The sequence below is a fragment of the Nitrobacter sp. genome (assembly GCF_051535235.1).
In the GTDB taxonomy this organism is placed as follows: Bacteria; Pseudomonadota; Alphaproteobacteria; order Rhizobiales; family Xanthobacteraceae; genus Nitrobacter.
The window spans coordinates 325,207-337,271 of sequence record NZ_JBPPLZ010000002.1; the positions used below are offsets into that span (position 1 = coordinate 325,207).

12 protein-coding genes are annotated in these 12,065 nt (G+C 63.8%); 10 read left to right on the top strand and 2 right to left on the bottom strand.

The window, feature by feature from the left end; all coding sequences use genetic code 11:
* The first annotated feature begins 258 nt into the window (after positions 1-258).
* A complete protein-coding gene (locus tag ACS3WA_RS04010) occupies positions 259-474 on the top strand; it encodes a cold-shock protein (protein ID WP_438274056.1) in 216 nt (71 codons plus the stop codon).
* Positions 475-597: 123 nt separating this feature from the next.
* On the opposite strand, the gene ACS3WA_RS04015 is transcribed toward ACS3WA_RS04010, so the two are convergent.
* The gene (locus tag ACS3WA_RS04015; protein WP_438277269.1) at positions 598-1,218 is read right to left on the bottom strand and encodes an outer membrane protein; all 621 of its coding nucleotides are present in this window, start codon (positions 1,216-1,218) and stop codon (positions 598-600) included.
* A gap of 262 nt (positions 1,219-1,480) precedes the next feature.
* On the opposite strand from ACS3WA_RS04015, the gene uvrC reads away from it, so the two are divergent.
* The 6 genes from uvrC (at position 1,481) to ACS3WA_RS04045 (ending at position 7,697) form a co-directional block, all read left to right on the top strand.
* Positions 1,481-3,577: an excinuclease ABC subunit UvrC gene (uvrC, locus tag ACS3WA_RS04020; protein ID WP_438277270.1), complete on the top strand. Its 2,097-nt coding sequence runs from the start codon at positions 1,481-1,483 to the stop codon at positions 3,575-3,577.
* 142 nt (positions 3,578-3,719) lie between these two features.
* Complete coding sequence (gene pgsA, locus ACS3WA_RS04025) at positions 3,720-4,337, top strand: CDP-diacylglycerol--glycerol-3-phosphate 3-phosphatidyltransferase (RefSeq protein WP_438274059.1); 618 nt, start codon at positions 3,720-3,722, stop codon at positions 4,335-4,337.
* Positions 4,334-4,585: a molybdopterin converting factor subunit 1 gene (gene moaD, locus ACS3WA_RS04030; protein ID WP_438277271.1), complete on the top strand. Its 252-nt coding sequence runs from the start codon at positions 4,334-4,336 to the stop codon at positions 4,583-4,585. Before pgsA ends, moaD begins: the two co-directional genes overlap by 4 nt.
* 21 nt (positions 4,586-4,606) lie before the next feature.
* Positions 4,607-5,083 carry a molybdenum cofactor biosynthesis protein MoaE gene (locus ACS3WA_RS04035; protein WP_438277272.1) on the top strand — a complete coding sequence of 159 codons (477 nt, stop codon included), beginning with the start codon at positions 4,607-4,609 and terminating at the stop codon, positions 5,081-5,083.
* A gap of 27 nt (positions 5,084-5,110) precedes the next feature.
* Positions 5,111-6,124 carry a 50S ribosomal protein L3 N(5)-glutamine methyltransferase gene (gene prmB, locus ACS3WA_RS04040; protein ID WP_438277273.1) on the top strand — a complete coding sequence of 338 codons (1,014 nt, stop codon included), beginning with the start codon at positions 5,111-5,113 and terminating at the stop codon, positions 6,122-6,124.
* A 175-nt stretch (positions 6,125-6,299) separates the two neighbouring features.
* On the top strand, positions 6,300-7,697 hold the full coding sequence (locus ACS3WA_RS04045) for an MATE family efflux transporter (RefSeq protein ID WP_438277274.1): 1,398 nt from the start codon (positions 6,300-6,302) through the stop codon (positions 7,695-7,697).
* Positions 7,698-7,849: 152 nt separating this feature from the next.
* Here the strand turns inward: ACS3WA_RS04045 and ACS3WA_RS04050 are convergent, their stop codons facing one another.
* Positions 7,850-8,962: a branched-chain amino acid aminotransferase gene (locus tag ACS3WA_RS04050; RefSeq protein ID WP_438277275.1), complete on the bottom strand. Its 1,113-nt coding sequence runs from the start codon at positions 8,960-8,962 to the stop codon at positions 7,850-7,852.
* Between the two features lie 245 nt (positions 8,963-9,207).
* On the opposite strand from ACS3WA_RS04050, the gene ACS3WA_RS04055 reads away from it, so the two are divergent.
* Genes ACS3WA_RS04055 through ACS3WA_RS04065 form a run of 3 tightly spaced genes read left to right on the top strand, consistent with a single transcriptional unit; the run spans position 9,208 to position 11,877 of the window.
* Positions 9,208-9,753, top strand: a complete 546-nt coding sequence (locus tag ACS3WA_RS04055) for a MarR family winged helix-turn-helix transcriptional regulator (protein ID WP_438277276.1) — start codon at positions 9,208-9,210, stop codon at positions 9,751-9,753.
* Entirely contained in the window at positions 9,750-10,478 is a 729-nt protein-coding gene (locus tag ACS3WA_RS04060) for a response regulator (protein WP_438277277.1), read from the top strand. Before ACS3WA_RS04055 ends, ACS3WA_RS04060 begins: the two co-directional genes overlap by 4 nt.
* Positions 10,479-10,488: 10 nt before the next feature.
* On the top strand, positions 10,489-11,877 hold the full coding sequence (locus ACS3WA_RS04065) for an ATP-binding protein (RefSeq protein WP_438277278.1): 1,389 nt from the start codon (positions 10,489-10,491) through the stop codon (positions 11,875-11,877).
* Positions 11,878-12,065: the final 188 nt, after the last annotated feature.

The window sequence follows — 12,065 nt, forward strand, 5'->3', positions numbered from 1 at the left end:
CGTAGTCAGTTCGGCGGGAACCGTATTAAGCTGCCGCGCTTGCGACCGGCTCATGCCGCCTCCCGCAGGGGCGGCCTGGCGATAACGTCTGGAATGCAATGCGTCTGGAACGCAATGCCTCTGGAATGCAATGCCGGTCGAGGCAGGCTTGTTTTTCCGGGATGGCTGCAACGGCGGCATCGCCGGGAGTGAACGTCAGGTCTCGTCGGCGCGTGGGGACGCGGCGGCGAATGCAATGCGGCGAGAGGAGTTTTGCCGATGGCCATGACTGGAACGGTCAAGTTCTTTAACGGGGAGCGCGGCTACGGCTTCATCAAGCCAGACGATGGCGGCCGCGACGTATTCGTTCACATCACGGCGGTGGAACAGGCCGGGTTGAAGGAATTGTCCGAAGGACAGCGCGTCACATTCGAGGTCGAGCCGGACAAGAAGGGCAAGGGCCCCAAGGCGGTCAATCTCGTGATCTCTCCCTGACCGGCGGCGGCGCTGCGCGGCGTTCGTTCTCGCGAAAGGCGCGCGATCGTGGCGCGTTTTCGTCACGCAAAAAACTCCCGGCCGCAAGGCCAGGAGTTTGAAGCGTGGTGGTTGCTGTTCTCGTCAGAAATGATAGTTCACGCCGGCGCGGACCAGTCCGAACTGATAGCTGTTGGGAGCGCCGGTGATCGAGAAGTTGCTGCTCGACAGGTCGACATAGAGATATTCGACCTTCGCGGTCCAGTTCTGGTAGATGCCGAATTCGGCGCCGACGCCGAGGTTCCAGCCCGCACTGGTGTGGGATTCCGACAGGCCGAAGGTTTCGGCGCGCAGTTCGCCGAAGGCAAGACCGCCGGTGCCGTACACAAGGATGTTGTTGAAGGCATAGCCGAGGCGGCCGCGCACGGTGCCGAACCACGGATTGGAGAACTTCCACGGCGCGAAGGTATCGTCGGCGGCGCTCGCCTGGATATCGCCTTCGAGGCCGAACACCAGCGGGCCGCTCTGCCAGTTGTAGCCGGCCTGCACGCCGCCGAACACGCCGTCCGGCCTGGTGGGGCTGTTCTGGACGCTGCCCCAGGCATAACCAAGGTTGCCGCCGAGGTAGGGACCGGCCCAGCTAAAGGCATTGAGCGGCTGATTGACGGTGTAGGGCGAGCGGTAGGACAAATCCGCGGCCTGCGCGGTGCCGATCAGCGCCGTTGATGCCATGGCGGCCAATGCTGCGATCGTTGTCTTGCTCATTTCGATACTCCAACCCCTTGCCGTCGTCCCCGTCGTGGCGTCTCCTCGCCAGCGGTACGGTTACGAATTCCGAAATTCCGTGCGTAGGATTTATCGAAAGTTTTAAGTTAAGCGGTTCTTAAGGCGGCGCCTTTGCCGTCTCTTGTTCTTAAAAAAGTGTTACCGGCATGGCGAGGCCGTGAATCGATGCGCAACCTCGTCGCCCGACCGGCACGGCTCGCCGCCGCTGGCATCCGCCGGTTTCATCGCTTAACTGAGGGCCATGACGACCGATTCCTCCGATCCCGCAAAGCCGGCCGGCCCCGCACGATCGCCGGGTTCCGGCGCTGACCTGCGGCGGCCAGAGGGGGCGGTGGAGGCGGGACAGGATGTCGATCCCGCAACGCTCGAGACCGCCGAGACTGTCGAGCCCGACGAGGACGACGAGGCCCGGCTGCCCGATCTCCCTGACGAGTCCGTCGATGGAATCGAGGAGGGACCGCTCGCTGTTGGCCGCGCGGCGATCGAGCGCGCCGTGCGCCATGCCCCGACCTCGCCCGGCGTCTACCGCATGATCAATGCCGCGAACGATGTGCTCTACGTCGGCAAGGCCAAGAACGTGCGCAAGCGCCTGTCGTCCTATGCGCGGCCGACAGGGCAGGTGATGCGCATCGCGCGCATGATCGCGGCGACGTGCACTGTCGAGATCGTGTCGACGGGAACCGAGACCGAGGCGCTGCTGCTCGAGGCGAACCTGATCAAGCAGTTGCGGCCGCGCTTCAACGTGCAATTGCGCGACGACAAGTCGTTTCCCTATATCCTGATCACCGGCGACCACTGGGCGCCGCAGATCCTCAAGCATCGCGGCGCGCAGTCGCGGCCGGGAAAATATTTCGGGCCGTTCGCGTCCGCCGGCGCTGTCGGCCGCACCATCACCGCGCTGCAGCGCGCGTTCCTGGTGCGCTCCTGCACCGATTCGTTCTTCGAAAGCCGGACGCGGCCGTGCCTGTTGTATCAGATCAAGCGCTGCTCGGGTCCCTGCACTGGCGAGATCGATTTCCCCGGCTACACGGCGCTGGTTCGCGAGGCGACCGACTTCCTGTCCGGCCGCAGCCGCGCCGTGAAGGAGGACCTCGCCCGCGCGATGGAGCAGGCTTCCGACGATCTCGCCTTCGAGCGTGCGGCGCTCTATCGCGACCGGCTTGCCGCGCTGTCGGCGATCCAGTCGCAGCAGGGCATCAATCCGCGCACGGTGGAAGAAGCCGACGTGTTCGCGATTCATCAGGACGGCGGCTATTCCTGCGTCGAGGTGTTTTTCTTCCGCACCGGGCAGAACTGGGGCAACCGCGCCTACTTTCCGCGCGCGGAAAAATCCTTCACGCCGGAAGAGGTGCTGGGCGCGTTCCTCGCGCAGTTCTACGACGACAAGCCGCCGCCGAAACTGATCCTGCTGTCGCACCAGATCGACGAGAGCCAGTTGCTGGCCGATGCCCTGTCGATCAAGGCCGGTCACAAGGTTGCAGTCCTTGTGCCGCGGCGCGGCGAGAAAAAGGAGCTGGTCGCGCACGCGCTGACCAATGCGCGCGAGGCGCTCGGCCGCAAGCTGGCCGACACCGCGACGCAATCGCGATTGTTGCAGGGTTTGGCCGCTGCCCTGGGTTTGCCACATAGCCCGCGGCGCATCGAGGTCTATGACAACAGCCACATCCAGGGGACCAACGCGGTCGGGGCGATGATCGTCGCCGGCCCGGAGGGTTTTTTGAAAAACCAGTATCGCAAGTTCAACATCAGGTCCGAGAGCCTGACGCCCGGCGACGACTACGCGATGATGCGCGAGGTATTGGAGCGCCGTTTCAAGAGATTGCTGACGCAGCAAGCCGCCGATCCGGACAAGGCCGACGACCCGGAGAAAGACACGGCGCAGCAATGGCCGGATCTCGTGATCATCGACGGCGGCCTCGGCCAGCTGAATGCCGCGCGCGGGATTTTCGATACGCTGGGGCTGACCGGAGTACCGCTGATGGCGGTTGCCAAGGGGCCCGACCGCGATGCCGGCCGTGAGACCCTGTTCCTGCCGGACCGTCCCGCCATCAGGCTCGAACCGCGCGATCCCGTCCTCTATTTCATCCAGCGATTGCGCGACGAGGCGCACCGATTTGTGATCGGATCACACCGCAAGCTGCGCAAAAAAGATATGCGTGAGACCGGGTTGCAGGAGGTTCCGGGCATCGGCCCGGCGCGCAAGCGGGCGCTGTTGCATCATTTCGGAACGCTCAAGGAGATCGAGCGCGCCTCGGTGGCCGATATCGGCAAGGTTCCCGGCATCAGCGCCGAAAGCGCCCGCAGGATCTTCGACTTTTTTCACGCCCGCTCAGCGTAAAGGTGGCTTTACGATTTTGTCATGATATTCATCAGCTTTTTTCGTATTAAGAACCAACGGATAAGGCTTTCGTCCGGCCAAAGCGGCAAAATGCGCCCCGCGACCGTTGACGTTCGCGCCATGACAGTATTGGTAAGACAAAATGAACACTGCAACCAGCCAGGCGACTGCGAAACATATGCTGTCGCTACCGAATATTCTCACCTGCGCCCGGATCGCCGCGATTCCGGTGGTGGTGGGTTGCGTCTATGCGCAATCGATCATGGACGGGCCGTTGCGCCTGCGCTGGGTGGCGCTGGGGGTATTCATCGCGGCGGGCGTCACGGATTTTCTCGACGGCTACTATGCGCGAATCTGGGATCAGCAATCCGCCTTGGGCAAAATGCTCGATCCGATCGCCGACAAGCTCCTGGTCGCCTCCTGCCTCCTGATGCTGGCGGCTGACGGCATCATCCATGGCTGGACGTTGTGGGCGGCGATCGTGATCCTGTGCCGCGAGATCCTCGTATCGGGCCTTCGCGAATATCTGGCGGAGTTGCGCGTCAGCGTGCCCGTGACCAAGGTCGCGAAGTGGAAGACCACCGTGCAACTGGTTGCGATCGGCTTCCTGCTGGCGGGCGAGGCCGGCGACCTGATATTTCCGTTCGTGACCCAGATCGGGCTTCTGCTGTTGTGGGTCTCTGCGATCTTCACCATCTATACGGGTTGGGACTATTTCCAGGCTGGTATTCACCACCTCATCGAGGAGGATGAAAAATGAAGGTGCTGTATTTCGCCTGGGTGCGCGAACGGGTCGGCAAGGCCGAGGAGGCGCTCGATCCGCCGGAGGCCGTCGCGACGGTTGCCGATCTGATCGCATGGTTGTCGCAGCGGGGCGATGAATATGCCCATGCGTTCGAAAAGCCGAAGGTGATCCGCGCCGCGATCGACCGCATCCACGTCAAGCAGGATACGGCGATTGCAGGCGCGCACGAGATTGCGTTCTTTCCGCCGATGACCGGCGGTTGATCTGTAAACAGCGGCGTCGCCATGACTATTCCCGTCACCATTCGCCTGCAGGAAGAGGACTTCGACGTCTCGCGCGAAATCGCGGCGCTGTCGCGCGGCCGCACCGATATCGGGGCCGTCGTGAGTTTCAGCGGCATCTGCAGAAACGACAAGGCTGGCGCGGGCAATGACGCGATCGCCGCGCTTGTACTGGAACATTATCCGGGCATGGCGGAGGAAGAGATCGCGCGCCATGCCGACGAGGCGGTTTCGCGCTGGCCGCTCACCGGCCTCACCGTCATTCACCGCTTCGGACGGATCGTGCCGGGCGATAATATCGTTCTGGTGGTGACGGCGTCGGCGCACCGCGATGCGGCATTTCATGCGGCCGAGTTCCTGATGGACTATCTCAAGACCCGCGCGCCGTTCTGGAAGCGCGAGGAGGGCTCCGCCGGAACCAGTTGGGTTGACGCCCACGATCGCGACGACACCGCTGCGGCGCGCTGGGCCAAATCCTGATGGCCAAGTCCTGATGGCCAAGTCCTGATGGCCAAGACCGCCGCGCGCGGCGGACGCTCGAAAGCCGCCACCCGCAGTCCAGCCAAAAAACGCCGGCCGGCAAAGGCGGCGGCCAAATCCGAAAAGCCTGCCGCGCCTCCCGAACTCGCGACGATTTACGACTATGTTTGCTTCGCCGCCGCAAGGCTGAAGCGCGCGCGCGTCGCCTTCGCGCACGGCACCACCGATCCGGTTGCGGAGGCCGCCTTTCTGGTCGGAGAGGCCATGAGCCTGCATCCGGATGAGGTTGAACCGAACGCCGCGCGGCGCGTGCCGAAGGCGGCAGGCCAACGCATCCTTAGCTGGGTCGAGCAGCGCATCGCAACCCGCAAGCCCGCCGCCTATCTCGTCAACCGGATGTATATGCGCGGGCTGCCGTTTTATGTCGACGAGCGCGTGATCGTGCCGCGCTCGTTCATCGGCGAAATCCTCGACTCCCATTTCGGCGACGACGATGTGCTGCGTCTGCGCGATCCCGTAACCGTCGCTCGCGTGCTCGATCTCTGCACCGGCTCGGGATGCCTTGCCATTCTGGCCGCGCGCGCATTTCCGAATGCGAGGATCGATGCGGCAGATCTGTCGGAAGACGCGCTCGCGGTCGCCGCGCACAATGTGCGCGAGCACGGTCTGGAAAATCGCATCACGCTGTTGCAAGGCGACCTGTTCGCGGCGCTCAGGGATCAGCGATACGATCTCATCATCTCGAACCCTCCCTATGTCGATGCGAAAGGCATGGCGGGCCTGCCGCGCGAATGCCTTGCGGAGCCGAGGATGGCGTTCGACGGCGGTGCTGACGGCATCGATCTGGTGCGGCGGATCATCGACGACGCCAAAGCTCACCTCGCGCCCGGCGGCGGACTTTTGTGCGAGGTCGGCCGCTGCAAGCCGGCGATCGGGAAAGCGTACCCTCGTGCCGATTTCCTCTGGCTCGACACGGAGGAGTCCGAAGGAGAGGTGTTCTGGATCGAGGCGACCGCGCTTGCGGATGTCGTGTCCGCATGACAGCCGGTCGGCAGATCGCCTTTCGCCTCCGGCCTCTGGCAAAATCGCGGTTGTTCACCTAATTAAAGGCGATCCAGCGAACGACGCACGAGAAACCTCCGGCGATACCGTCGGAGGTTTCGTCGTCCTGATACCGCCATTTCTGTCCAGTTGCCCTGTTGATGATCGTGCCGCCATGCTTTTTGACGCCCGCCAGAGCGCGCTGCCGCGCGATCCCTGGCTCGGAGAATTCCGGGCGACGCTGACGCTTGGCTGGCCGCTGGTTCTCACCAATCTCGCGCAGATTGCACTGACGACAACCGACGTGATTGTGCTGGGTCGCGTCGGTCCCTCCGCGCTGGCCGCGGGAACGCTTGGCGTCAATCTCTACTTCGCGATCCTGATTTTCGGCATCGGCGTTGTCACAGCGACGTCGCCAATGATGGCCGAAGCGTTCGGTCGCAAGCTGCATTCGGTGCGCGACGTGCGGCGGACGTTCCGGCAGGGACTATGGGCGTCGGTTCTGATTGCGGTGCCGAGCTGGTTGCTGCTGTGGCATACCGAGGCGATCCTCATTCTGTTCGATCAGGAACCGCAGCTTGCGGCGGATGCTCAGGTGTTCGTGCGCGCATTGCAATGGGGCATGTTGCCGACGCTGGGCTTTGTCGCGTTGCGATCGTTCTTCGCCGCGCTGGAGCGGCCCTTATCGGCCATGCTGGTGACCGCGGCCGCGATCCTGTTCAACATCGCCGCGAATTGGGCGCTGGTGTTCGGTCATCTTGGTCTGCCGGCGTTAGGCCTGCGTGGTTCCGGCATCGCGACGACATTGTCGAACACCTTTCTGTTCGTCGGGCTGGTGCTGGTGGCGAGCCTTGGCCGCAAGTTTCGTCGCTTCCATCTGTTCGGCAACTGGTGGCGCGCCGATTGGCCGCGTCTTGTCACGCTGTGGCGCGTCGGTTTGCCGATCGGCACCGCGCTCGCTTTCGAGATCACGGTGTTCAACGCCGCGGTATTTTTGATGGGACAGTTCGGCACGTCCTCGATCGCGGCTCATGCGATCGCCATTCAGATTGCGTCGGTCTCCTTCATGGTGCCGATGGGACTGTCGCAGGCGGCGACGGTGCGCGTCGGCCGCGCTTACGGCGCCGGCGATCGCGACGGGATCGCCCGCGCCGGATGGACCTCGTTGGCGCTGGCGATCGCTTTCATGACCGCGACCAGCGGGTTGATGATCGCCGCACCGCGATGGCTGATCGGTGCATTCGTCGACGTCAACGATGCGGCGAATGCCGAGGTGGTTGGGCTCGCGGTGTCGTTTCTGACCTGCGCGGCGGTGTTTCAGATTGCCGACGGCGCGCAGGTGGTCGGCGCTGGCATGCTGCGCGGCCTGCAGGATACCCGTGTGCCGATGATCTATGCCGGTCTTGGCTATTGGGGCTTCGGCATGTCGCTGAGTTTGCTGTTTGCCTTCAGACTCGGATTTCAGGGCACCGGCATCTGGATCGGCCTGGCGTCGGGCCTCGCGGCCGTGGCCATCCTGATGATCACGCGTTGGATCAGGCGCGAGCGGCTGGGATTGGTGCTGACAAACTAAAACGCCGCAGCTTGTGGGCCGCGGCGTTTGCATTTGTGGAGAAGATCGTCATTGCGAGGAGCGGAGCGACAAAGCAATCCAGGTCTTACTTTGAAGCTTCTGGATTGCTTCGCTGCGCTCGCAATGACGGCACTGTTCGAGTTGCGCCGCCCTCACACCACCTTGCGGGTCCAGTTGTGCGGGTCGGCCGCGCGACCATACTGGATATCGACCAGTTTCTTGCGGAAGCCCATCGCGACGGGACCGGCGGCGCCGCCATTGATGGTGAAATCGCCGTGCGTCGAGCACACCTTGCCGATCGGAGAAACGACGGCGGCGGTGCCGCAGGCGAAGGCTTCTTTCAGCCTGCCGCTGGCGGCATCGCTGCGCCACTGGTCGATGGTGTAGGGTTCCTCGCGCACGCGCGTGCCGGACTCCTTTGCGAGCGTGATGATCGAATCGCGGGTGATGCCCGGCAGGATGGTGCCGAGCGGTGGCGTCGAGAGTGAGCCGTCGTCGAATACGAAGAAGATATTCATGCCGCCGAGTTCCTCGATGTAGCGGCGTTCGATCGCGTCCAGGAAGACAACCTGATCGCAGCCGCGATCGATGGCTTCGGCCTGCGCGCGCAGGCTGGCGGCATAGTTGCCGCCACATTTGACGGCGCCGGTGCCGCCGACCGCCGCGCGCGTGTAATTCTCCGACACCCAGATCGAGACCGGCGCGGGCCCGCCCTTGAAATAGGAGCCGACCGGTGACGCGATGACCGCGAAGATGTAGTCCGCCGAGGGCTTGACGCCGAGAAAGACTTCGTTGGCGATCATGAAAGGCCGCAGGTACAGGCTGCCTACACCGCCGGGAATCCAGTCGCGGTCGATGCGCAGGAGCTGCTCGATGGCTTCGATGAACACGGGCTCGGGCAGCGGCGCCATCGCCATGCGCTCGGCCGAATTGCGAAAGCGTCTCGCGTTGGCGTCCGGACGAAACAGGTTCACGCCGCCGTCGTCACGCTTGTAGGCCTTCAGACCCTCGAAAATCTCCTGCGCGTAGTGCAGGACGGCGGTCGCCGGATCGAGTGCGAAGCTGGCGCGGGCTTCGACCCGCGCGCTGTGCCAGCCGTTCACGTGATTGTAGCGCACCACCGCCATGTGATCGGTGAACACCCGGCCGAAGCCGGGATCTGCGAGCTTTGCCTCGCGCGCGGTCGCGGGCGTCGGATTGGCCGTCGGCTGGACATCGAATGTCAACGCCACCGCGCCATCGGTTTTTTCGAACGAAGCTCTCATGGTGTTCTCCGGCTTGAAAAGGGTCTTCGCGTTGCAGGCTGTTGCCGCTCCGCGAAGTCCGGTTTCCGCTTTGGCGGACGGCGCGAAGTCCAGTATGTTGCGAAAGGCAGCTCGACAATCGCACTAACGAGGCAAAGGACCGATTGGCCTTGCCGAGTGGTAGGGCTTATCCGGAATTTCGCAGGACGATATAATATTTCGCAGTGGATGTCCGGCTTGTAACATTGAGACCAAGATATGTCAATATGGCTGTCCTAAATTCTCCCACTCGCTCCGGCATAACATCCGCCGATCCGCAAAGGGCCGGGGAACGCCCCGTTGAGACGCGCTGGGACATCATCGAATTGCTGTTCTTCGCCTATCGCGACTTTGTCGGCGATCCGGACCATGTGCTGGAAGAATTCGGCTTCGGCCGCGCCCATCATCGCGTGATGCATTTCGTCTACCGTTATCCGGGGCTTAATGTCGCGGACCTGCTCGAGGTGCTGCGCATCACCAAGCAATCGCTGGGGCGGGTTCTCAAGCAACTCCTCGATGAAGGCTACATTGTGCAGAAGGCCGGCGACCCCGACAGGCGCCAGCGCCTTCTTTTCGCCACCGCGAAAGGCGAGGCGCTAGTGGGGAAACTCGCAGGGCTGCAGACCGACCGCATCGTACGCGCGCTGCAAGGTCTCGACGCGTCCGGCGCGGAGGCCGTGCGCAAGTTCCTGCTCGGGATGATCGACCACGACGATCCCGACAAGGTGCTGGAGGCGATCCTGCGGGCCGACGGCAAGATGGTGAAGGCATGACGGTAACGCAAATGGCAGGAATCGCGCGTGCGCCGGTGAGGCCTGCCGACGACGCCCCGCATCTGCTGCTGGTCGATGACGACCGGCGCATCCGCGATCTGCTGTCGCGTTTTCTGGCGGGCGAGGGTTACCGTGTCACCACGGCCATGAGCGCCAAGGCGGCCCGCTCGAAACTGCTCGGGCTGCATTTCGACCTGCTGATCCTCGACATCATGATGCCCGGCGAAACCGGCTTCGATTTCGCCCGCTTCATCCGCGCCTCGTCCTCGGTGCCGATCATCATGCTGACGGCGCGGCACGAGGCCGAGAGCCGCATCGAGGGTTTGCAGATCGGCGCTGACGACTATCTCGCCAAGCCGTTCGAGCCGCGCGAGCTGGTGCTGCGGATCGGGAATATCCTCAAGCGCACGATGCCGCTGCCGACGGCGCGGACCGGATCGATCGCATTCGGGCCGTATGTCTATCACCTGGACCGTGGCGAACTGCGGCAGGGCGACGACGTCATTCATCTCACCGATCGCGAACGCGAGATGCTGCGCGTGCTCGCCGCGACGCCCGGCGAGACGGTTCGCCGCGGTGAGCTGAACGGCGGAGGCACTGTCAACGAGCGCGCCGTCGATGTTCAGATCAACCGGCTGCGGAGAAAGATCGAGCGGGATCCGGCCAATCCGCTCTTCCTGCAGGCGGTGCGCGGCGTCGGCTATCGCCTGGTCGCAGCACCCTGAGCTGCCGATGATGAGCACGCTCGACGCCGGCATGACGCTGATCCGCACAACGTCCCGGCGCGTCTCCTTGGCCAATGGCAGGATGGCGCGAGCATTCAAGAACTGGATGCCCAAGGGCCTCTACGCCCGCGCGCTGCTGATCATGATCGTGCCGATGGTGGTGCTGCAATCTGTTGTGGCCTTCGTGTTCATGGAGCGGCACTGGAACACGGTGACGCGGCGGTTGTCGACGGCAGTGGTGCAGGACGTCGCCGCGCTGATCGATATCTACAAGGACTATCCGCAGGACAAGGCCCGCGCGACGATCCGGCGCATCGCACAGCAGCGGCTCGGGCTCGTGGTTGATTTCCTGCCGCCGGGCGACATGCCGCCGCCCGGGCCGAAGCCGTTCTTCTCCCTGCTCGACCAATCGCTGTCGGTGCAGATCAGCAGGCAGATCGGCAAGCCGTTCTGGATCGATACGGTCGGCCGCTCCAGCCTGGTGGAGATCAGGATCCAGCTCGACGACGCGGTGATGCAGGTCTTCGCGCAGCGCAGCGCCGCTTATGCCTCCAATTCGGAAATCTTCATCTTCTGGATGCTGGGCACGTCATCGATCCTGCTGTTCGTCGCGGTGCTGTTCCTGCGTAACCAGATCAAGCCGATCCTGCTGCTGGCGGACGCCTCCGAGCGCTTCGGCAAGGGCCGCGAAGCGCCGAACTTCCGTCCGCGGGGCGCGCGCGAGGTTCGGCGCGCCGCGCAGGCGTTTATCGAAATGAAGATGCGCATCGAGCGCAGCATCGAGCAGCGCACTGCGATGCTGGCCGGCGTGTCGCATGACCTGCGCACCATCCTGACCCGCTTCAAGCTGGAGCTGGCGCTGATCGGCGACAGTCCTGAAGTCGACGGCATGCGCAAGGACGTCGACGAGATGCATGGGATGCTGGAGGCCTATCTCGCCTTCGCGCGAGGCGACAGCGGCGAGCAGGCGCAGCCGACCGACATGGCGGCCGCGCTGGAGGATCTGCGCAGCGACGCCGAGCGCAACGGCCACGCCGCGACGACCAATTTTCACGGGCTTCCCGTCGTCACCGTCAAGCCGGCCGCGCTCAAGCGCTGCCTCGGCAATCTGGTGTCGAACGCGGCGCGCCATGCCGACTCCATCGCAATCAATGGCCATCGCGATCACCGCTGGCTCACGGTCATGGTCGACGATGACGGCCCGGGCATCCCGCAGGACATGCGCGAGGAAGTCTTCAAGCCGTTCCTGCGGCTCGACAGCGCCCGCAATCAGGACGAGGGCGGGACCGGTCTCGGTCTTGCGATTGCGCGCGACATCGCCCGCTCCCATGGCGGCGACATCACGCTCGGCGACAGTCCGATGGGGGGCTTGCGCGCGACGGTGCGGGTGCCGGTGTAACGGCCGACTAGATCATCCGGATGGCCGGACAAGCTCGCGGCGAAGGAGTCCGGATTCGACTGCCTTCCACTTTCGGAAAATCATGCTCTGGCTTTCCCGCTTTGCCGCCCCACATTGTAATCAAGCCCTGTTTAATCGAGCCCGTTGCTGGCAGGAGCGCACGATGCTCTACGGCCTCGGGACAGCTT

Coding starts and splice junctions, on each gene's coding strand:
- ACS3WA_RS04010 (WP_438274056.1), top strand. CDS start 259: ATGGCCATGACTGGAACGGTCAAGTTCTTTAACGGGGAGCGCGGCTAC.
- ACS3WA_RS04015 (WP_438277269.1), bottom strand. CDS start 1,218: ATGAGCAAGACAACGATCGCAGCATTGGCCGCCATGGCATCAACGGCG.
- uvrC (WP_438277270.1), top strand. CDS start 1,481: ATGACGACCGATTCCTCCGATCCCGCAAAGCCGGCCGGCCCCGCACGA.
- pgsA (WP_438274059.1), top strand. CDS start 3,720: ATGAACACTGCAACCAGCCAGGCGACTGCGAAACATATGCTGTCGCTA.
- moaD (WP_438277271.1), top strand. CDS start 4,334: ATGAAGGTGCTGTATTTCGCCTGGGTGCGCGAACGGGTCGGCAAGGCC.
- ACS3WA_RS04035 (WP_438277272.1), top strand. CDS start 4,607: ATGACTATTCCCGTCACCATTCGCCTGCAGGAAGAGGACTTCGACGTC.
- prmB (WP_438277273.1), top strand. CDS start 5,111: ATGGCCAAGACCGCCGCGCGCGGCGGACGCTCGAAAGCCGCCACCCGC.
- ACS3WA_RS04045 (WP_438277274.1), top strand. CDS start 6,300: ATGCTTTTTGACGCCCGCCAGAGCGCGCTGCCGCGCGATCCCTGGCTC.
- ACS3WA_RS04050 (WP_438277275.1), bottom strand. CDS start 8,962: ATGAGAGCTTCGTTCGAAAAAACCGATGGCGCGGTGGCGTTGACATTC.
- ACS3WA_RS04055 (WP_438277276.1), top strand. CDS start 9,208: ATGGCTGTCCTAAATTCTCCCACTCGCTCCGGCATAACATCCGCCGAT.
- ACS3WA_RS04060 (WP_438277277.1), top strand. CDS start 9,750: ATGACGGTAACGCAAATGGCAGGAATCGCGCGTGCGCCGGTGAGGCCT.
- ACS3WA_RS04065 (WP_438277278.1), top strand. CDS start 10,489: ATGAGCACGCTCGACGCCGGCATGACGCTGATCCGCACAACGTCCCGG.